General features: G+C 75.3%; 16 protein-coding genes. 10 read left to right on the top strand and 6 right to left on the bottom strand.

All coding sequences use genetic code 11. The annotated features are described in order from the left end of the window. Positions 1-74 precede the first annotated feature (74 nt). Entirely contained in the window at positions 75-533 is a 459-nt protein-coding gene (locus ACRYR7_RS05090; protein ID WP_432570984.1) for an Lrp/AsnC family transcriptional regulator, read from the top strand. On the opposite strand, the gene ACRYR7_RS05085 is transcribed toward ACRYR7_RS05090, so the two are convergent. Next, entirely contained in the window at positions 520-1,461 is a 942-nt protein-coding gene (locus ACRYR7_RS05085; RefSeq protein WP_432570983.1) for a metal ABC transporter permease, read from the bottom strand. The two genes, ACRYR7_RS05090 and ACRYR7_RS05085, sit on opposite strands and share 14 nt — an antisense overlap. Continuing rightward, complete coding sequence (locus ACRYR7_RS05080; RefSeq protein ID WP_432570982.1) at positions 1,458-2,231, bottom strand: metal ABC transporter ATP-binding protein; 774 nt, start codon at positions 2,229-2,231, stop codon at positions 1,458-1,460. Before ACRYR7_RS05080 ends, ACRYR7_RS05085 begins: the two co-directional genes overlap by 4 nt. A gap of 93 nt (positions 2,232-2,324) precedes the next feature. Here ACRYR7_RS05080 and aztD point away from each other — a divergent pair, with 93 nt between their 5' ends. Together aztD and ACRYR7_RS05070 are read left to right on the top strand one after the other, a co-directional pair. After that, complete coding sequence (gene aztD / locus ACRYR7_RS05075) at positions 2,325-3,644, top strand: zinc metallochaperone AztD (protein ID WP_432570981.1); 1,320 nt, start codon at positions 2,325-2,327, stop codon at positions 3,642-3,644. Then, the gene (locus ACRYR7_RS05070) at positions 3,644-4,513 is read left to right on the top strand and encodes a metal ABC transporter substrate-binding protein (protein WP_432570980.1); all 870 of its coding nucleotides are present in this window, start codon (positions 3,644-3,646) and stop codon (positions 4,511-4,513) included. Before aztD ends, ACRYR7_RS05070 begins: the two co-directional genes overlap by 1 nt. On the opposite strand, the gene ACRYR7_RS05065 is transcribed toward ACRYR7_RS05070, so the two are convergent. Beyond that, positions 4,450-5,175, bottom strand: coding sequence for a cation diffusion facilitator family transporter (locus ACRYR7_RS05065; protein ID WP_432571000.1), 726 nt, complete (start codon positions 5,173-5,175; stop codon positions 4,450-4,452). The genes ACRYR7_RS05070 and ACRYR7_RS05065 overlap by 64 nt on opposite strands. Positions 5,176-5,429: 254 nt before the next feature. After that, positions 5,430-6,314, bottom strand: a complete 885-nt coding sequence (locus tag ACRYR7_RS05060) for an alpha/beta hydrolase (protein ID WP_432570979.1) — start codon at positions 6,312-6,314, stop codon at positions 5,430-5,432. A 159-nt stretch (positions 6,315-6,473) separates the two neighbouring features. Here ACRYR7_RS05060 and ACRYR7_RS05055 point away from each other — a divergent pair, with 159 nt between their 5' ends. Genes ACRYR7_RS05055 through ACRYR7_RS05045 form a run of 3 tightly spaced genes read left to right on the top strand, consistent with a single transcriptional unit; the run spans position 6,474 to position 9,006 of the window. Continuing rightward, positions 6,474-8,114, top strand: a complete 1,641-nt coding sequence (locus ACRYR7_RS05055; RefSeq protein WP_432570978.1) for a methyl-accepting chemotaxis protein — start codon at positions 6,474-6,476, stop codon at positions 8,112-8,114. A gap of 14 nt (positions 8,115-8,128) precedes the next feature. After that, positions 8,129-8,500, top strand: a complete 372-nt coding sequence (locus ACRYR7_RS05050; protein WP_432570977.1) for a hypothetical protein — start codon at positions 8,129-8,131, stop codon at positions 8,498-8,500. Then, a complete protein-coding gene (locus tag ACRYR7_RS05045; RefSeq protein WP_432570976.1) occupies positions 8,497-9,006 on the top strand; it encodes a GAF domain-containing protein in 510 nt (169 codons plus the stop codon). The genes ACRYR7_RS05050 and ACRYR7_RS05045 overlap by 4 nt, the downstream gene beginning before the upstream one ends. A 57-nt stretch (positions 9,007-9,063) precedes the next feature. Here ACRYR7_RS05045 and ACRYR7_RS05040 read toward each other — a convergent pair whose 3' ends face one another. Together ACRYR7_RS05040 and ACRYR7_RS05035 are read right to left on the bottom strand one after the other, a co-directional pair. After that, on the bottom strand, positions 9,064-10,530 hold the full coding sequence (locus ACRYR7_RS05040) for a family 43 glycosylhydrolase (RefSeq protein WP_432570975.1): 1,467 nt from the start codon (positions 10,528-10,530) through the stop codon (positions 9,064-9,066). An 11-nt stretch (positions 10,531-10,541) separates the two neighbouring features. Next, positions 10,542-13,091, bottom strand: a complete 2,550-nt coding sequence (locus ACRYR7_RS05035; protein WP_432570974.1) for an alpha-L-arabinofuranosidase C-terminal domain-containing protein — start codon at positions 13,089-13,091, stop codon at positions 10,542-10,544. A gap of 203 nt (positions 13,092-13,294) precedes the next feature. Here ACRYR7_RS05035 and ACRYR7_RS05030 point away from each other — a divergent pair, with 203 nt between their 5' ends. The 4 genes from ACRYR7_RS05030 (at position 13,295) to ACRYR7_RS05015 (ending at position 19,661) form a co-directional block, all read left to right on the top strand. After that, the gene (locus ACRYR7_RS05030; protein WP_432570973.1) at positions 13,295-14,461 is read left to right on the top strand and encodes a LacI family DNA-binding transcriptional regulator; all 1,167 of its coding nucleotides are present in this window, start codon (positions 13,295-13,297) and stop codon (positions 14,459-14,461) included. Positions 14,462-14,725: 264 nt separating this feature from the next. Next, entirely contained in the window at positions 14,726-17,998 is a 3,273-nt protein-coding gene (locus ACRYR7_RS05025) for a rhamnogalacturonan lyase family protein (RefSeq protein ID WP_432570972.1), read from the top strand. Positions 17,999-18,089: 91 nt separating this feature from the next. After that, positions 18,090-19,100 (top strand): hypothetical protein, encoded by a 1,011-nt coding sequence (locus ACRYR7_RS05020; protein WP_432570971.1) that lies wholly within the window; start codon positions 18,090-18,092, stop codon positions 19,098-19,100. A gap of 168 nt (positions 19,101-19,268) precedes the next feature. Beyond that, complete coding sequence (locus ACRYR7_RS05015) at positions 19,269-19,661, top strand: hypothetical protein (protein WP_432570970.1); 393 nt, start codon at positions 19,269-19,271, stop codon at positions 19,659-19,661. Positions 19,662-19,684: the final 23 nt, after the last annotated feature.

The following is a 19,684-nucleotide window of genomic DNA, read 5'->3' as shown; positions in this document are numbered from 1 at the left end:
GGGGCCGCGCGCACCAGGACCTCCCCACGGTCCGTGTGCCGTCCGGCCGTCGATCCGCTGGTACTTTCGCCCTCGTGGCGGTGAATCCCCGGTCGGCCCTGGACGCGACCGACCACGGCATCCTGGAGCACCTGCAGCGCGACGGCCGGATGAGCGTCGCCGACCTGGCCCGCGCGGTCAACCTGTCCGCCAGCGCCACGGCCGAGCGGCTGCGCCGCCTCACCGACACCGGCGTCATCACCGGCTACAGCGCCACCCTGGACCCCGAGGCGCTGGGCTACGCCGTGACCGCCTTCGTGCGCCTGGCCTACCCCACGGGCAACTACAAGCCGTTCCACGACCTGCTCGGCACCACCCCCGAGGTGGTCGAGGCCCACCACGTCACCGGCGACGACTGCTTCGTCCTGAAGGTCCTGGCCCGTTCCATGCGCGACCTGGAGCGCATCACCGGCAAGCTGGCGACGCTGGGCGGCATCACCACCAGCGTCGTCTACTCCAGCCCGCTGCCGCGCCGGCGCCTCAGCCCCGCGTAGGGGCGGCGGCGTCCGGGGCCGCGGACTGGCCCGCGGCGGCGGGGACGGCGGCCCGGGCCGCCCGCGCGGGCCGGGTGAGCCGGGTGAGCCGGGTGAGCCGGGTGAGCCGGGTGAGCCGGGTGAGCCGGCCCAGCGCGGCGCACACCGCGAGCACGAGCAGGACCAGCACCACGATGGTCGCCCCCGAGGGGGTCCCCAGGGCCGCCGAGCCCAGGACGCCGCCGACGCTGGTGAGGGCGCCCAGCAGCCCGGCCAGGCGGCACAGCGAGGCGAAGCTGCGGCTGACGTGCTGGGCGGCGACCACGGGCAGCACCATCAGGGCGCTGAACAGCAGCAGGCCGACCGTGCGCATGGAGAGCACGACGGTCACCGCGGTCAGCACCGCCAGCGCCGCGCTGAGGGCCCGGGTCGGCAGCCCCGAGGCGCGCGAGTGCTCCTCGTCGAAGGAGAAGGCGAAGAACCACGGCCGCCACAGGACCGTGACCACCAGCAGGACGACGGCCAGCGCCGCGAACACCCGCACGTCGGTGGGGCTGGTGGTGGTGATGGCCCCGAACAGGTAGCCCTCCAGGTTGGTGGTGGCACCGGCCGGCGCCAGCGACATCAGCAGGACCCCCAGGGCGATGCCGCCGTAGAAGATGACGGCCAGGGCCGCGTCACCGCCGGTGCGCCCGCGGTCGCGCAGGAACTCGATGAGCAGCGCGGCACCGACGGCGGTGCCCAGCGCCGTCCACACCGGCGCGGTGCCGGTGAGCACGCCCGCCGCCACCCCCGCCAGGGCCACGTGGCCCAGCCCGTCGCCGATGAGGGACAGCCCGCGCTGCACGACGAAGACGCCGACCAGCGGTGCGGCGAGGCCGACGACGAGCGCGGCGAACAGCGCGCGCCGCATGAAGCCGTAGTCCAGGACGGCGAGCAGCTCGCTCACGCGGCACCTCCGTGGCGGGGGGTCAGCACCGGCTGCGCGGCGGGGGCGGCGGTGGGCGGGTCGGCGGGCGGCGGGTCCGCGAGGGTCGAGCTGGTGCGCGGGGTGAGCGGGGCCGGTTCCAGGCCGGCGCGGGTCAGGGTCAGCGCACGGGTCAGCGCCGCGGCCACGGCGTCCAGCTCGTGGGTGACCACCAGGACGGCGGCGCCGTCCGCGACCACCCGGCGCAGGGCCGCGACCAGCAGGCGCTGGCTGGCGACGTCCACCCCGGCGGTCGGCTCGTCCAGCAGCAGCAGCCGGGCCCCGGAGGCCAGGGCGCGGGCCAGCAGCGCGCGGCGCTGCTGGCCGCCGGAGAGCAGCCCCCAGGGGGTCTCGGCCAGCTCGCCCAGGCCGACGTCGCGCAGGGCGGCGGCCACGGCCCGGCGGTCCTCGCGGCGCTGGGCGGCGCGCCAGCGCGCCAGCGGCCCGCGCTGCAGCAGCCGGCCGGCGGCGACCACCTCGCGCACGGTGGCGGGCACGCCGGGTGCGCCGGTGTGGCGCTGGGGGACGTAGCCGACGGGCCCGGCGAGCACGTGCAGCTCGCCCTCCACGACGTCGGCCAGGCCCAGCACGGCGCGCAGCAGGGTCGTCTTGCCCGCGCCGTTGACGCCGAGCAGGGCCACGCACTCCCCGGCGGCGATCTCGAGGTCGAGCGCGGGGGTCACCGCGGTGCCGCGGTAGCCCGCGCGGCAGCGGTGCACCCGCAGGAGGGTCCGGTCCGTGGTCGGTGGCACCGGGCGAGGGTACCGGGAACGATTACCAGTCCGTGTATGGTTGCGAATCGTTCTCAGCAACCGGGGTTCGCGCCCCGCCGACCAGGAGATCCGATGCCCCCCCTCGCCCCCCGCCCGCGCCGCTCGCTCGCCCTGACGGCCACGCTGTCCGCCGCGTGCCTGGCCCTGGTCAGCGCCTGCTCCACCGGCGACGAGACCTCCACCCCGGCCGCCCCGCAGAGCGCCACCCCCAGCGCCGCGGCCCCGCAGAGCCCCGCCCCGGCCACCGAGGTCGCCGCCAGCCAGCCGCGCCTGGCCCTGACCTACGACGGCGGCGTGCAGGTCCTGGACGCGAACTCCCTGGAGGTCCTGGCCGACCTGCCCTTCGAGGGTTTCGCCCGCGTGAACCCCGCCGGCGACGGCCGGCACGTGTTCGTCACCGCCACCGGCGGCTGGCACGTCGTCGACGCCGGCGCCTGGGAGGAACCCCACGGCGACCACTCGCACTTCTACACCACCACCCCCCGCGACACCGGCATCGTCTTCGAGGCCGAGGAGGGCGGGCACGTCGTCAACCACGCCGGCCGCACCGTCCTGTTCGACGACGGCACCGGGCGCATCGTCTCCTTCGACAGCGAAGAGGTGGCGGACCCCGACCGCGAGATGCGCGAGATGACCACCCCCTCCGCGCACCACGGCGTCGCCGTGGAGCTCTCCGACGGCTCCACGGTCGTGACCGAGGGGGACGAGGAGTCCCGCAACGGCATCCGCCTGCTGGACCCCTCCGGCACCGAGGTGGCCGCCTCCACCGAGTGCCCCAACGTGCACGGCGAGACCGTCGCCGCCGACGAGGTCGTCGTGGTCGGCTGCACCGACGGCGTGCTCATGGTCAAGGACGGGAAGATCACCAAGATCGACAGCCCGGACGAGTACGGCCGCATCGGCAACCAGTGGGGCCTGGACGACTCCCCGGTCGTCGTCGGCGACTACCGCGCCGAGAAGGACAGCCCCACCGACGCGATCGGCAGGATCTCGCTCATCGACACCGCCACCGGCCAGCTTCGTCTGGTGCAGCTGCCCGCCTCGTACTGGTACCGCTCCATCGGGCGCGGCGAGAACGGCGAGGCCGTGGTGCTCGGCACCGACGGCGCCCTGCACGTGGTCGACACCGCCACCGCCGCCGTGACGCGCTCGGTGCCGGTCATCGCCCCGTGGCAGGTCGCCGAGGACTGGCAGACCCCGCAGCCGCAGGTGTTCACCATGGACGGCTCGGCCTACGTCTCCGACCCGGCCACGAACTCCGTGCACGCCGTGGACATCGCCACCGGCGAGGTGTGGCGCAGCGCCGAGCTGACCGTCCAGCCCAACGAGCTCAAGGGCGTCACCGCCTCGGCCGACGAGCACGCGCACGAGCACGAGGGGACGCACGGCTGATGCGCGCCCCGTCGCGCCTGCTGGCCACCGCCGCCGCGGTGCTGGCGGCCGCCGCCTGCGGCAGCACCGGCGCGGCCGGTGACGACGGGGCCGGTGGGGACCTGCGGGTGACCGTCTCCTCGTACCCGCTGCAGTACGTCGCCGAACGCGTCACCGCCGGGCGGGCCGAGGTGGACAACCTCGTCCCGCCCGGGGCGGACAGCCACGCCCTGGAGCTGTCCGCCCAGCAGGTCGGCCGGCTCGGCGAGGCCGACCTCGTGGTGCACCTGTCCGGGCTGCAACCGGCCGTCGACGAGGCGCTGGAGGCCCAGCCGCCGGCCCACCTGGTGGACGCCGCCGCGCTGGCCGACCTGCACGGCGACCCGCACTTCTGGCTGGACCCGACCCGCATGGCCCGGCTGGCCGAGCAGGTGGCCGGCGCGGCCTCCGAGGTGGACCCCGAGGGCGAGCAGCAGTACGCCGCCAACGCCGAGCGGCTCGCGCGGGAGCTGACCGAGCTGGACCGGGAGTACGCCACCGCCCTGGCCCCGTGCGCCGACGCCACGCTGGTCACCGCGCACGAGGCCTTCGGGTACCTGGCGCAGCGCTACCACCTGCAGCAGGTGGGCATCAACGGCATCGACCCGCACGTGGAACCCTCACCGGCGCGCCTGCGCGACGTCGTGGACACCGTGCGCGGCCGCGACGTGCGCACCGTGTTCTTCGAGGCCACCACCAGCGCGGCCGTCGCCGAGACCCTCGCGCAGGACACCGGGGTGCGGACCTCGGTGCTGCACCCCGTCGAGCGTGTCACGCGGGAGCAGGACTACCCCGGCCTCATGCGCGAGAACCTCACCGCGCTGACCGAGGGCCTGAACTGCCGGTCGTGAAACCCGGGTCGTGAAACCCGGGCCCGGGAACCCGGGCCCGGGACCCGCTCCCGCAGCCCCTCGCGCAGCCCCTCGCGCAGCGCGACGACGGCGATGACCAGCGCCGCGACGGGACCGGCCCAGGGCCAGCCCGGGGCCGCGTTCAGGACCAGCCCGACCGGCAGCACCTCCGACGGGCAGCTGCACAGCAGCGTCTGCCGGGAGTCGGCCACCGCGCTGGCCGACCCCAGCTCGCGGCCGACGCGGCGCTGGGCCGTGGAGAGCACGGGCACGACCGCCAGGCTCAGCGCCGCCAGCGCGATCCCGACCGGCGAGCCGCCGGCCTCCCCGTCGCTGGACAGGGCCCGCACCGGGTCGACGACGACGCAGGCGGCCAGCGCGAAGAAGGACAGGGCGATCACCCGCGGGGCGCGGTGCTCGCGCGCCCGGCGGATCCGATCCTCGCGGGCGGAGAACCGCCACGCCACCGCGGCCGCGGAGGAGACCTCGACGACGGAGTCCAGCCCGAAGCCGATCAGGGCGCCGGAGGAGGAGGCAGCACCGGCGCTCAGAGCCACCACCGCCTCGACGAGGTCGCAGGCGATCGTCGCGGCCGCGAACCAGCGCACGCGCCGGCCCTCGGGGACGGCCACCACGAGCGCGCACCCGCGCAGGCACGCCAGGTGGTTGGGGACGAGCTGGCGCGAGACGCCCAGCAGTTCCGCCAGGTGCGCCGGGCAGGACGACGCCTCCCGCAGGGCCAGCAGCCGGCACCGGGTGGCGTCGGACAGGGCGTAGCCGGAGCGGGCCAGCACCTCGGCACGGGTCACCGTCTCCACGACCCAGACGGTGCAGCTTCCGCCGGGTACCGGGAACCCCGTCGCTTCCACCGGTCGCGCTCCCGCCGCGGCGGGCGCGCACGCGGGACCGGCCCCGGTCAGGCGGGCGGGGACGCGCAGCCGGCCAGCGACCGCGACCACCGCGCGACGACCTCCACGCCGACGCCGAAGTCGCGCTCGCGGGGGCGGCCCAGGAAACCGTGCACGGCGCCGGGCAGCACCCGGTGCTCCAGGGGCACCCCGGCCGCCGCCAGGTCGGCGGCGAAGGGGCCGCTGGAGGCCCGCATGCCGTCCCGCTCGGCGTCCAGCAGCAGCGTCGGCGGGAAACCCGTCAGGCGGTGCCCGCCCGGGAACGCCGCGGGGTCGTCCAGCAGCGCGCGGGAGCCGGTGTAGTTGAGGTTCACCGCCAGCACCGGCCAGCGGGTGTGGGTGAAGCGGCGGCGGCCGCGCAGCTTCGCCCGCAGCGCACGCGGTCGCGGGGGCAGGCGGGCGTGGAAGAACCCGTAGGCCAGGACGGCGCCGTCGATGCGCGGCGCCCCGTCGGCCGCCGCGGTGGTCGCGGCCAGCGCGGTGCCGGCGGCCAGGCAGGCGCCGGCGCTGGCGCCCCCGAGCAGCAGCGGACCGGCGCAGGTGGCTCGCACGCGGGCGAGCACCGCGGACACGTCGTGCACCTGCCCGGGGAAGCGCTCGCGCGGCACCCCGCTCACCGACCGGCGCGGCGACGGCCACCCGGCGGACAGCAGCGGCGCCAAGGGGTAGTCCACGGCCACCACCCGCACGCCACGGGCCGCCAGGGCCCGCGCGAAGGCGTCGGACTCGGGCCCGCCGAGGCCCCCGGCGAGGAAGGCGCCGCCGTGCAGCCACACCAGCGTCGGCGCGAGCGCGCCGGCGGCGGCCACGGGCGGGTCGTAGCAGCGCACCGGCACCGGCTCCCGCGAGCCCGTCAGGACGTCGTCGGCAGCGCGGCGGGCGGTCGGGTGCACCCGGGAACGCTACCGGCGCGATCACCCGGGGCCGGCGCACCGTCGGGTCCCCCGCGCCGGCGTTCCGTTCAGGACGGGGCGGCCGGTGCCGATGGAACGGTGACGACGTGCGTGCGAGCCAGCGCACAGCCGTTCACCCGCACCCGGAGGAAGCCAGACGTGTCGATCAGCAGCGCCGCCGCACCCGCTCGCCCCGCCGGACGCCGCCCCAGCGCGCTGGGGCGCTGGTTCGCCGATCGCCGCGTGCTGACCAAGATCCTGCTCGCGGTGTCGGTGATGGCCCTGGTCGCCGCCGGCGTCGGCGCGCTGGCCGTCAACCGCATGAGCGCGATGGACGCGGCCGCGGAGAGCCTCTACCGCGGTGGCCTGCTGCCCGTGGAGCAGATCAACGAGGTCTCCCTCGACATGCAGCAGACGCGCCGGGACGTGCTGAACCACGCCATCTCCAGCACCGACGAGGCGATGGCGAAGTACGAGGAGGCCATCCGCGAGGCCGACGCCGCGTTCGCGGAGGACCTGGACGCCTACGCCGCGACGGGGCACAACGCCGAGCTGGTCGCCGAGCTGCGCGAGGCGTGGGCGGGGTACCAGCGGGTGCGCGACGAGCAGCTCCTGCCCGCCAGCCGCAGCAACGACACCGCCACCTTCGAGCAGGTCCGCGACAGCGCTGCCGCCCCGCTGACCGCGCGGGCGCAGCAGGCCATCGAGGAGGTGATCGACGCCGAGACCAGCGCCGCGGCGCAGCTGCGCCGGGACAGCGCCGCGGACTACCGCTCCGCGCGCGCCCTGATCCTGGCCGCGGTCGTCGTGGGCGTGGTCTTCGCCGTCGCGGTCGCGCTGCTGGTGGCGCGCGCCATCGCCGGCGCGGTCGCCCGCGTCGCCACGGTCACCCGGGCGCTGGGGAGCGGGGACCTGACCGTCTCCGCCGGCCTGGACAGCGCCGACGAGTTCGGGCAGATGGCTCGCGGGCTGGACGCGGCCACCGCCTCGCTGCGCGCCACCGTCGGCGACCTGGCCGGCACCGCCACCCGCCTGTCGGGGGCGGCCGACGAGCTGTCCGGGGTGAGCGACGCCCTCAGCGAGGGTGCCTCCTCCGCCGCCGGCCAGGCCAGGGGCGCAGCGGGCGACGCGGACTCCGTCAACGCCTCGGTGCAGTCGGTCATGGCCGGCGCCGAGGAGATGAGCGCCTCCATCAAGGAGATCGCCGTCAACGCCTCCGAGGCGGCGCGCTCGGCCACCGACTCCCTGGCGGTGGCCGAGGACGCCCACCAGCAGATCGTCACCCTCGCCGAGGCCAGCGGCCGCATCGACGGCGTCGTCAAGCTGATCACCTCCATCGCCGAGCAGACCAACCTGCTGGCGCTGAACGCCACCATCGAGGCCGCCCGCGCGGGTGAGATGGGCAAGGGCTTCGCGGTGGTGGCCGGGGAGGTCAAGGAGCTGGCGCAGCAGACCGCCCGGGCCACCGACGACATCACCCGCCAGATCTCCGAGCTGCAGTCCAGCAGCAGCGGCGCCGCCGAGGCGGTCGGGCGGATCCGTGACGTCATCGGCCGGATCACCGACTTCAGCACCACCATCGCCTCGGCGGTGGAGGAGCAGGCCGCCACCACCACGGAGATGAGCCGCTCGATCTCCGACGCGGCCACCGCCAGCGGCCGGGTGTCCGCGACGTTCGGGGCCGTCTCGGAAGTGACCTCCGCCGCCGCGACCAGCGCCGAGGCCACCCAGCGCGCCGCCGGCGAGCTGACCGGCATCGCCGGGCGAGTGAACACCCTCGTCCAGACCTTCACCTACTGAGGCAGGGGACACCGATGACCAGCACCACCGGCGCGCTGCGCCCCGGGAGCCCGGTCCCCGCCGCGGCCGGTCCCGCAGCACCCGGTCCCGCACCGGCCGGCGGGTCGGGCGCGTACGGGCTGCAGCTGCCCACCGTGCAGGACGCGCGGTCCTCCGTGGAGCGCGTGCACGGCGCCCGTGCCGCGGAGGTCTGGACCCGCCTGCTGGCGGACGCGGGCCTGCACGGCCGCGAGCACGACAGGGGTTCCCTGGAGCGCCTGCTGCAGGCCATGACCGGCTCCGGCGAGCCCGTGACCGCGCTGTGCGCTCGGGCCCTGCGGATCCGCCTGACCAGCTACGACCGGCTCAGCACCGCCAGCACCATCGTCCACGGGAGCGACCGATGATCGACCACACCAGCACCCTCGCCGACTTCGACCGGCTCGCCGCCGTGGCCGGCTACGACCTGGACGACCCCGACCTGCGGCGCCGGCTGGACGAGCTGTCGGTGCGCACGGCCACGGCGCTGGGGCAGCCGGTCAGCATGGTCAGCCTGGTCCTGGACACCGCGCACCTGGTCGCCGGCAGCACCCCGCTGCCCGGGTGGGGTGCCGACGTCGAGGGCGTGCCGGTGGAGTGGTCCTTCTGCGCCAACGCCGTCGTCACCTCCGCCCCCTACGTCGTCGCCGACGCGGCCCGCGACCCGCTGCAGCACGACAACCCGCTGGTGACCCTCGACGGCGTGGCCTGCTACGCCGGCGTCCCGCTGGTCACCCCCGAGGGCCACACCGTCGGCGCGCACTGCGTCTTCGGGGCGGTGCCGCACGAGTTCACCACCGCCGAGATCGACCACCTGCGGACCGCCGCCGCCGAGGCCGTCGCCGTCCTGGAGGAGCACCGGCTGCCCGCCTGAACCCGCGGCGCACCCGGCGGTGGGCGGGGGCCCGCTCCCCCACCCACCGCCGCTGCGTCAGCTCAGCAGGAAGGTGCTGCCGGCGCCCCCGCCGGACCCGGCGGCGAGACGGCCGCCGTCGTGCCGCAGGAAGGCGCCCGGGGCACCGGCGACCTCGAGCGCCACCCCCTTGCCGGCGGGCCGGCGGTGGAAGCTGGCGCTGCCGGCGAACGCCGACCCGGCCTCGAGCGGGTCGATGCGCACCGCACCGTCGACGACGTGCAGGTACCGGTCGGGGAAGCCGACCGGCTGCAGGGACTCGGTGCCCGCACCGGCCAGGCCGGGCACGAAGCGGAACCAGCTGTCGGCCACCTGGCGCACGTCCCGGTCGACGCGGACGGTGAAGTCGGCGTGCCGCACGAGGGAGCGGGGCGCGTCGGCCGGGGACAACCGCACGATCGGGCCGCCGGAGCCGACGGGGACGCCGAACGAGGGGGTGCCGTCGGCGTTCCAGTACAGCCTCTGCACCCGGGCGTGCCGGTTGGGGTCGTACAGCGGGTCGGTGCCGCTGTAGCCCGCGTAGTCGCGGGCGTGGTAGACGAGGACGTCGGTCACCCCGTCCTCGGCGACGGTGAACGAGTTGTGCCCCGGCCCGTAGCGCTGGGTCTGGACGTTCGTCTCGAACACCGGCTGCGGGCTCTTGACCCAGGAGGACGTGTCCAGCAGGTCCGCGTCCTCGTCGGCAGTGAGCAGGCCCACGCAGTAGCGGTCGTCGGTCGCGCTGGCCGAGAACGTCATGAAGACGCGACCGTTGCGCACCAGCACGGCCGGTCCCTCGTTGACCTTGAAGCCGCGCACCTCCCAGGGCAGCGTCGGCGTGGAGATGCGCGCCGGCCTGCCCTTCAGGGCGAAGGGGGAGGCCATCTCCGCGATGTACAGGCTGGTGTTCACAGCGAGCTCCGGCTCGGCCTGCGCCCAGGCGTAGTAGCGCCGGCCGCGGTGCTCGAACGTGGTCGCGTCCAGCTTGAAGGAGCCCCACGGCGTGGTGAACTCGCGCGGGGTCCCCCAGCCGGCCGGGTCGCGCGGGTCGGGCAGGGCGGACTCCAGGACGTACATGCGGATGTCGAAGACGTTCTCGGCGTCGCCGGCGGCGAAGTAGAGGTACCAGCGCCCGTCGATGCGGTGCAGCTCCGGCGCCCAGACGTGCCCGCCCATCCGGCCCGAGGTGGGCCTGCGCCACACGACGGACTCGGTCGCGGTGCGCAGGCCGGCGATGGTGGGGGCACCGCGCACGACGAGGCGGTCGTACTCCGGCACCGAGCCGGTGAAGTAGTACGTGCCCTGCACCGGTCGGGTGATGAAGGGGTCGGCGCGCTGCTCCACGAGCAGGTCGGGGGTGGTCACGCCGTACACCTGCGCGTCCGTGCGCAGCGCCCCGCCGGGGGGGCGCGGGCCCGCTGCTGCGGGCGTGGCGCCGATCGCGCCGCACGCCGCGGCACCCAGGCCGCCGGCGAGCAGCGAACGGCGGCTGAAGCCTGTGGTCATCTGCTGGTCCCTCACTTGGTCGCGATGCGCAGGACGGTGACGGAGTTGGCCGGGAAGGTGCGGGTGAAGCTGGAGGAGATGCCCCTGACGGTGGAGGTGACGGGCTTGATCGGCTGGGCCGAGCGGGTGTTCTGCGCCTCCGGGTCACCGGCGATGACCGTCATGCGGGCCCGGGGCTCCACCCGGACGTCGCCGAGGTCGATCTTCGTCACCGCCGGGGTGCTCTGGGCGTTGACGACCTTGACGATGAGGTCGCCCGTGCGCTGGTCGCGAGTCACGACCTGGGCGAACGGCTCGGTGACCGCGTCGTCGGCGAAGGAGCCGAAGAGCTGCCCGTCCAGGTACAGCTCCACCTTCGCGCCGCGCACGGAGATCCTCAGGTCGTAGGTGCGCCCCGTCTCGATGGAGTGCCCCTCCTCGGCGAAGATCGTCTCCTTGGCACCGCCGGTGGCCTTCTCCACGACGGTGCGGGTGTTGTTCCACCCGCCGAGGTTCCACCAGTAGTGGTCGCCGGCGCCCTTGACGCCGAAGCCGACGAGGAAGCCCTCCGAGCCGGCGGTCTTGGTGGCCTTGAGGGACACGTCGTAGTCGGTGGCGGTGATGTCGCCGCCCTTGACGAGGGTGTCCTGCGCGGCCGGGTCGGACTGGGTGTACGCGCCGTCCTGCACCGACCACGAGCCGCGGCCGGCCAGGGGGCTCCAGCCGTCGGCGTCGCCGTCGTCGAAGTCGTCGCTGAAGAGCACCTCGCCGTCGGGCGCGGTGACCCGCACGTCGTCGTACCGCGCGGTCGTCGTCCAGGTGGACAGGCCGATCCCGCCGGTGATCGGCTGCGGCTGGACGACCTTCCCGCTGGCCGTCGTCGGCACCACCTGGTCGCCCACGTTGTTCATGAACAGCTTCTGGACCTCGTAGGAGGTGGACCCCCACGACTCGTCGTTGTCGAACCAGATCATGTCCGGCTTCCACTGGACGTTGTCGACGTTGGCCAGCAGGGGCGCGTAGGAGGCCATCTTCACGACGTCGGCGTTGCGCTCCAGACCGGTCATGTAGGCGGCCTCGGCCAGGGAGTTGGACAGCTTGTTGTCCAGGGAGGCGTACTCCCCGAGGAAGACCTTCGGCCCCCGGCGGTCGTAGGAGTCGTAGCGGTCGTTGTTCTGCAGGAACCAGGAGGGGCTGTTGTAGTAGTGCTCGTCGACCATGTCGACGTCGTTGGCGCGGTTGTGCTCCCAGTGCCGGTCGAAGACGGCGCCCTGGTCGTCGGGGCCGGAGTTGGAGATGACGGTGATGTCGGGGTACTTCGCCTCGATGGCGTCGCGGAACTTCACGAAGTTCGCCGCGTACTCGTCGGGCAGGTTCTCCTCGTTGCCCACACCGAGGTGGGTGAGGGTGAACGGAGCCGGGTGGCCCATGTCGGCGCGCAGCTTGCCCCAGGTGGAGGTGACCGGCCCCCTGGCGAACTCGACGAGGTCCAGGGTGTCCTGGATGTGCCGCTGCAGCAGGGCGGGGTCGTCCGTGGCGCGGTTCTGGCCGCACCCGCTGAGCAGGGCGGGGACCACGGGCAGCGGCACGGCGCCGATGTCCTCGGCGAACTGGAAGTACTCGAAGTAGCCCAGGCCGTAGGATTGGTTGTAGCCCCAGAAGTTCGCGTTGGTCGCGCGCTGCTCGACGGGCCCGACGGTGTCCTTCCACTGGTAGGAGCGCGCACGCTGCCAGCCGGAGGCGGCGTCGTAGCCGTGCATGCTGTTCACGTTGACGATGCACCCGCCGGGGAAGCGGACGAAGCCGGGGTCCAGGGCCTGGACCTTCTCGGCGAGGTCCTTGCGCAGGCCGTTGGGCCGGCCCTTGAAGGTGTCGCGCGGGAAGAGCGAGACCATGTCCAGGCGCAGCGTGCCGGTGCCGCCGGCGAGGACCTGCAGCCGTCCGGAATCGGTGGTGCGCCGGGCCGTCAGGGTGCCCGTGTGCTTCACCCAGCCGTCGCCGCTCACCCGCAGGGTGAGCGGGTCGGCGAGGAGCTCGCCGTCGGTGCCGCGCAGGGCGATGCTCAGCGGGGTGCCGGCGGCGGCGTCGGTGCGGGCCCAGACGGAGAAGTCGTAGCGCTGCCCGGCCCGCAGCGCCACGCCCTCGTTGTAACCAGCGTTGCTCACGCCGTACCGGCCGCCCTGCGGGTTGTCCAGGGCGAGCTCGAGGTAGGTGCGGTTGCGCTCGCCCAGGCGTGCGGCGTCGTCCACGGTCCTGGCGCTGCCGGCGCCGCCGCCGGTGGCGGTGGGCGTCCAGGCGGTCATCCCGTTCCAGCCGGCACGGTCGACGGGCAGGAACTCGAAGGAGCGGTTGCGCACGAGCTCGGCGTACAGCCCGCCGTCGGCGGCGTAGTTGATGTCCTCGAAGAAGACGCCGTACATGGTGTCGTCGATCTCCGCGCCGCGGGCGGCGGGGTCGGCGGTGATCGTGTAGTCGGGCGCCGGGGCGCGGTCCGGGGCGGCGGCTGCGGGAGCCGCCGCGCACAGCGGCGCCGCGAGCAGCACGCCGGCGGCGACCGCGGCGAGGGTTCGTCGTGCGGGCATGGATGTCCTCCTCGACATCGAGGGCGTGGTGCGGGACGGGGGTGCCGTCGGCACCGGGACGGCCGCGGGTCGGCCACGGACGCGGGTCGGGCTGCTGTGCCCGAACGGGTGTGAGCGCGAACATAGGCCGCTGCACGCGCTGTGGTCAACCTGTGACGGAACCGCACCGGGCCCGGCGGGCACCGGGCGGTAACCTCGCGCCCGTGGCGGACGAGGACCGGGGACGGCGCGACGACGCCGCCCGCCGCGGGACGGCCCCGGGGAACCGGCGCCCACCGATCATGGCGGACGTGGCGCGCCTGGCCGGGGTCTCCAGCCAGACGGTGTCCCGGGTCGTCAACGACCAGGGGCCCACCAGCCCCGCCACGCGCCAGCGCGTGCAGGAGGCGATCCGGCAGCTCGGGTACCGGCCCAACAAGGCGGCCCGCGCCCTGGCCACCACCCGGTCGGCCACGATCGGCGTCATCGGCACCCAGGGCGGCCTGTGGGGCCCGGGCACGGTCCACCGCAGCGTGGAGAGCGCCGCGCGCGCGGCCGGGTACTCGGTCAGCTCCGTCAGCCTGGAGACGGTCTCGCGCAGCGAGCTCACCGAGGCCGTGGAGCACCTGCTGAACCAGCACGTCGAGGGCGTCATCATGATCGCGGGTTTCGACGAGGCGGTGGAGCTGGCCCGCCAGCAGGACGTGGGCGTGCCCTTCGTCGTGGTCGTCGGTGACGCCGCCTCCGCGCGGCGCGAGACGGACACCGCGCAGTTCGAGGCCGCGCGCACCGCGGTGCGCCACCTGCTGGACCTCGGCCACGTCCGCATCGCCCACGTCGCCGGCCCGCGGGACTGGGTGGAGGCGCGCGCGCGCGAGGCGGGGTGGCGCGCGGCGCTGGAGCAGGCGGGTCTGCGCCCCGCGCCGCCGGTGCGCGGGGACTGGTCGGTGGCCAGCGGGTACCGCGCCGGGCAGCGCATCGCCGCGGCCGGGGAGGCCACGGCGGTCTTCGCGGCCAACGACGAGATGGCCGTCGGGGTCCTGCGGGCCCTGGCCGAGGCCGGTCTGCGCGTGCCCTCGGACGTCAGCCTCGTCGGCTTCGACGACATCCCGCTGTCCGCCTACCTGGTACCGCCCCTGACGACGGTGCGCCAGGACCTGCGGGCGGTGGGGCGCAGCGCGGTGCGCGCGCTGCGCGCGGCGATCGGCGGCCCGGCCGACCCGGCGGGTGACGCGGTGCGAGGTCCCGAGCGGGAGCGGGGGCCGGAGCGGAGCACCGCGGTGCCGCCGCCGCAGCTGCAGGTGCGCACCAGCACCGCTCCCCCGCCCGGTGCGCCGGACCGGGCGGTCGGCGCACCGGGCTCACGGCCGCGGACGGCACCGGGGCCCTGAGCAGCAGCGCCCTCGCGGGGCGTCGCCCGGCGCGGTGGGCGTGCAGCGCCTCCGGCTCGAGCCGACTCCCTGAATCGTTTCGGCCCGGCCCGTTGACAGCACCGCGGCCCTGGGGCGAGGGTGGTAGGAACACGCTTTCCCCCGAGAGCCGTCTCGTTGCGCGATGGTGCGGAAGAGATCGGGGGCCCGGACCCGGGGCGGGGACCCGGTCGTCCGCCCCACCCGGGTCGCCGGCAGCAGGCCGATCGAACGAGGAGCACGACGTTGCGCAAGCCCCTGAGCAGACTGGCTCCCCTGACGGCGGCGCTGGCGGTGGCCGTGTCGCCGCTCGCCCCCACCGCCCCGGCCGCGGGCGCCGCCCCCGCCCCCGCGCCCGCCCTGCGGCAGGTGGAGGAGCTGACCCGCGGCCTGGTCGCCGCGCAGGTCCCGGGCGGGACGTTCCTGAGCTGGCGGTTCCTGGGCGACGAGCCCGACGGGCTGTCCTGGAACGTGTACCGCGCGGACGGCGACGCGGGCTTCGCGAGGATCGCCACGATCGCACCCCGGGACGTGCAGCCCGAGAGCAGCTACGAGACGAACCCCGGCACCGTCAAGGAGGACGTCACCCCGTCCAGCTACACCGACCCGGACGGCAGCCTCACCTCCCGGTACGAGGTCGCGCCGGTGGTCGACGGCGTCGAGGGCGACAGGCAGGGCATGAGCGTGCCGATGCTGTCGAGCCTGCCCGGCCGGCCCGGGCAGGAGAGCCGGGGCGCCGCGCGCTACATCCCGCTCAAGCCGGCCCCGGAGCCCGTGCCGCTGGCGCACTTCACCTACCGCGGCAGCGAGAACCGGTTCGGGCCGGGCACGAACCTCGACCCGGCGGCGATGGTCGTCCCCGGGACCGGCGGGCAGCACTGGTACCAGGTCGACATGGACCTGCTGCGGGAGTTCCGCGTCGCGCACGAGGAGCAGACCAGCGTGACCCGGGCTCAGCTCGACGACTGGGTCGCCCGGCTCGACGAGCACAACACCACCCCCAACGCGCTCGGGAACGCGACCCGCACCGCGCCCCGGCCGCTGACGAACGGGCTCGTGGACGGCAAGGTCACCCGGGCGCTGTACGACGAGCTGGAAGCGGAGTTCATCGAGTACGTCGAGAACCTCGACTCCGGCACCGCGCTGCCCCTGGCCAGGACCGGCACCGGCGCGGTCCACACGTCGATGAGCGCCCCCTACTCCACCCACGACATGACGGTGGCCGACTTCGACGGCGACGGCGAGTACGAGATCGTCGTGAAGTGGCGCAGCACCCAGGCCGACCCGATGTACTCCGAGCCGATCTACAGCGGCACCAGCACCACGACGGCCCCCGAGTACGTCGACGTGTACGAGCTGGACGGCACCCTGCTCTTCCGCGTCGACATGGGCTACAACGTCAGGGCGGCCAACGACCACGAGACCACCCTGTTCGCCGAGGACTTCGACGGTGACGGCGAGGGCGAGCTCATGCTCAAGACCGCGCTCGGCACCCGGATCGGCAACTGGGACGAGGCCACGCAGTCCGTCGTCTTCCCGAACACCTCCAGCACCGTCGTGGGCGGCCGGGACGGGCTGAACGCCACCACGGACGCCTTCGCGGAGTACTTCGCCACCGGCGACGTGCAGTCGCTGGACACCTACTGGTCGCTGCTGAACAGCTTCACCGTCTCCTACCGCAGCCCGACGGCCGGGGGCGGCAACGACGGCCCCAACGACCCGGCCCTGAAGCGGTGGATCAAGACGTACCACGTCGGGCCGATCGGCCGCGCCAAGGACGACCAGGAGTTCTTCTCCGCCTTCGAGTGGGACGCGGCGACGCGCACCGGCGTGCTCGTGGACAGCGCCCGCTACCCCTACCCCTACGAGGGCGGCGTCGACGGCGAGGACTGGGCCGTGACACCGGCCACCCAGCGCGGCAACTTCTCCTACCTGGCCTTCCCCGGCCCCGGCGCCGGGACCTCGACCAGCGACTACAAGGCGCAGGTCATGGCCGAGCGGGAGGCCTACTGGCTGGAGCACCCCTGGAAGCCCGCCTCGTACGGCGACGCGCAGGGCAACCGCGCCAACCGCTACGTCGGCGTCGTGGCGGCCCTGGACGGCGTCACCAAGTACGCCGTCTCCCAGCGCGGCTACTACCAGCGCACGACCCTGGCCGCGTTCACCCTCGCGGACGGGAAGGTCAGGTTCGAGGCCGGCTTCGACTCGGCCGACCCGCAGTACTGGTCCCTGGGCGGCAGCGCCTACGACTACCAGAACCGCGGCAACCACGACACCAAGTCGGCCGACCTCGACGGCGACGGGCGGGACGAGGTCGTGCTCAAGGCCATGGTCCTGGCCCTGGACGAGGACGGGACGAAGATCCTGCCCGAGGTGCTCAACGGCGACACCGTGCCCACGATCGAGGGGCAGCAGGGCGTCCCCCCGGTCGCCGGCGTCTTCCAGTTCGCCACCGAGGAGGTCCGGGAGAACCCCGTCAACGTGTGGGCCCCCCTGCGGCACGGCGACCGCGGCGCGCTGCTGCCGGTCGACGGGGAGAACACCCTGCGGGCGTGGTCGGGGATGGAGGAGCACCTCCTGGACGACATCCGCACGGGCCGGCACCAGGGCTGGCTGCCCGGGCCGGCCGGCTACGACCCGATGAGGGGCAAGCGGCGCGACGAGCGGGGCGGGATCGTCCACGAGGACTCGCTGCTGTACGGGGTGTACGCCGGCAGCGACGACGAGGGCAGCGTGGCCGGCAACTTCTCCCACCGCTGGCCGGGCGCGCAGGCCGGCTCGGCGGGCGTGACCACCGAGGTCAGGAGCATGGTCACCGGCGAGGTCCTCACGACCACCGGCGTCCGCCACGGCATCGCGGCGGGGCAGAACGCCATCTGGTTCGGCGGGGGCCTGACGCACATGGCCGTCGACGGCTCCACCGTCAACGCCGTCGACGACCTCACCTTCGCCGCGTCGCCGTACCTGCAGACCGGCCTGACGTCCACCGGCAACAAGAGCACCCCCACGCTCAAGGCCGACCTGCTCGGCGACTGGCGCGAGGAGCTCGTGCTCAGCGCCACCGGCAACCGCCTCGCCGTCGTCACGACCCTGGCGCCGACCGCGTACGGCATCCGCACGCTGATGCACGACCCGATGTACCGCAACGGCGTGGCCAACAAGAACAACGGCTACGACCAGGTCGGCTTCGCGAGCTTCTACCTCGGCGACGAGGCCGAGCTGCCCCCGGCGCGGACCGACACCGTCGTCGGGGCACCGGCCGACGTCGCCGGCGCGCTGGCCGTGCTCGAGGGGTACGTCACCCGCGGCCAGGTCTCCGGGCCGGTCGTGCAGCGGCTGCGCGACGCGCTGCGCCGGGCCGAGCGGCACGCCGGGGCCGACCGGCCCGAGGCGGCGGTCGCCGCGCTCGAGCGCGGGCTGGACCGGCTCGAGCGCCCCGGGCGCCGCGACTCGATCACCGCGAAGGCCCGCGGCGACCTGGCCGAGCGGTTCCGCCGCCTGGTCGACGACCTCGGCTGACGCGGGCGGGCCGCGCACCGCGGCCGCCGCGCCCGGGGCGGGTCCGGCGAACCGTGCTGCGGGCGAACCGCCGCTGCGCCACGATGACGCCGTGGTCGCCCACCCCACCGATGACGTGCTGCGCCAGCTCGGGCGCGTGGCCGTCGCCACCGCCGCGGTGGACCACGCCCTCTTCCGCCTGTGGACCACCCTGGACCGCACCGCCGTCAACGGCAGGGCCCGCGGCGACCGGGTCCGCGCGGGCAAGGGGACCCGCACCAGGGTCCGCAAGCTGGCGTGCGAGCGGCTGACCGGGCAGCTGCTCGACGAGGTGCTGCAGGGCGTGGAGACCGCCGAGGCCCTCCTCGAGCGCGAGCACCGCAGCCGGTACCAGCACTGGGCGCTGGGCGAGGAGCCGCCCGCGGGCGGGGCGGGAGACGGGTCGCACCCCGGCCCGGAGCGCTGGCAGCGGGCCCCCGACGAGCTCAGCCGGTGGCGCCCCTCGCGCGGCGGCGCGCCGGTCGACGCCGCACCCCGCGACCCGGAGGAGGACCTGGAGCCGCTGGGGCGGTTGCACGACGAGCTGATCGCCCTGGTCCGGCGGCTGGAGGACCTCACCTGCGGCGTCGCGCGGGCCCGCGACCTGGGCGACCCGCCGGAGTGGGACGGCCCGGCCCCGCGGGGCCGGCGCCTGACGGCCACCTACAGCACCCAGGGCAGCGGCCCCGGCAGCACCCAGGGCAGCGCCGGGGGCGCCGGTGCGCTGGTGCTGACCTCGCCCGAGACGGGCCTGCGGCACGGCAGGGTGGCGCTGCACGACGGCGGCGAGGACGCCGGCGGGAGCGGCGGGGAGGACTCCGCGCACCCGGGTGCGCCCGCCCGGCCGGGGAGCGGGGTCGCCGACCGGCACGCGGGCCCGGGGTGGTACCGCCTGCTCCCCTGGGCCGGTCAGCTCGGCGCGCTGCCGATGACCACCGAGGTGCTCGACCGGGCCCTGGAGCGCTCCGGGTGGCACCGCGTCATGCCGTGGGTCGACGGCAGGGACGGCGCCTCGACCTCCACGACGGTCGAGCGGATCGGGCGGGGTGCCCTGCAGCGCGCCCGGCTGGCCCGCTGGTCGTGAGCCGCCCGCCCCGACCGCGGCCGGCGGACCGGGGCGCCGCGGCGGGTGGTGCTGACGGTGGCGTCGGCTAGCGTGCCGGGGTCGAGACCACGGCCGGTGCCCACCGGCCGGGCGAGGTGCCCCGCGGTGTCCGCGCGGTGCCGTGAGGGGCGAGGAGGACCGGCAGCCGTGGCGTTCCGCACCCGCAAGGCGATCACGATCACCGCCACGTCCTTCGCCACCCTGACGCTGATCCCGTGGGCCTTCGAGGCCACCCGCACCCAGCGGGTGCTGCTGGTGGCCGGTGCCGTGCCGATCGCGGTCCTCTTCGGCGCCATCGCCGGCTGGACGCCCCCGGCGCCGCCGCGAGCGGGCACGGGGACCCCGCCGGCCGGCGCCACCGGGAGCACGGCGGCCGCCGCCGCAGCGGCGCGGGCAGCCGCCCCCTCGCCGGCCCCCACCGCCCCGGGCGGGCCCCCCGGGGCACCGGCCGCCGGGACGGACCCGGCCACCGGCGCCCCCGCCCCGACGACCGCACCGGCGCCCGGGCCCGCGACGCGCCCGCGGAGGCAGCGCACCTGAGCGCGGGACCACCGCCGCCCAGC

It is taken from the genome of Kineococcus gurbantunggutensis (assembly GCF_050871925.1).
Taxonomy (GTDB): Bacteria; Actinomycetota; Actinomycetes; order Actinomycetales; family Kineococcaceae; genus Kineococcus.
Note: the sequence above shows the minus strand (reverse complement) of the source record. Positions and strands in the feature narration are given on the sequence as shown.

What these genes read in the sequence shown, in the direction of transcription:
- aztD (WP_432570981.1), top strand. Translation starts at nt 2,325, where the DNA reads ATGCCCCCCCTCGCCCCCCGCCCGCGCCGCTCGCTCGCCCTGACGGCC.
- ACRYR7_RS05070 (WP_432570980.1), top strand. Translation starts at nt 3,644, where the DNA reads ATGCGCGCCCCGTCGCGCCTGCTGGCCACCGCCGCCGCGGTGCTGGCG.
- ACRYR7_RS05050 (WP_432570977.1), top strand. Translation starts at nt 8,129, where the DNA reads ATGACCAGCACCACCGGCGCGCTGCGCCCCGGGAGCCCGGTCCCCGCC.
- ACRYR7_RS05045 (WP_432570976.1), top strand. Translation starts at nt 8,497, where the DNA reads ATGATCGACCACACCAGCACCCTCGCCGACTTCGACCGGCTCGCCGCC.
- ACRYR7_RS05040 (WP_432570975.1), bottom strand. Translation starts at nt 10,530, where the DNA reads ATGACCACAGGCTTCAGCCGCCGTTCGCTGCTCGCCGGCGGCCTGGGT.
- ACRYR7_RS05035 (WP_432570974.1), bottom strand. Translation starts at nt 13,091, where the DNA reads ATGCCCGCACGACGAACCCTCGCCGCGGTCGCCGCCGGCGTGCTGCTC.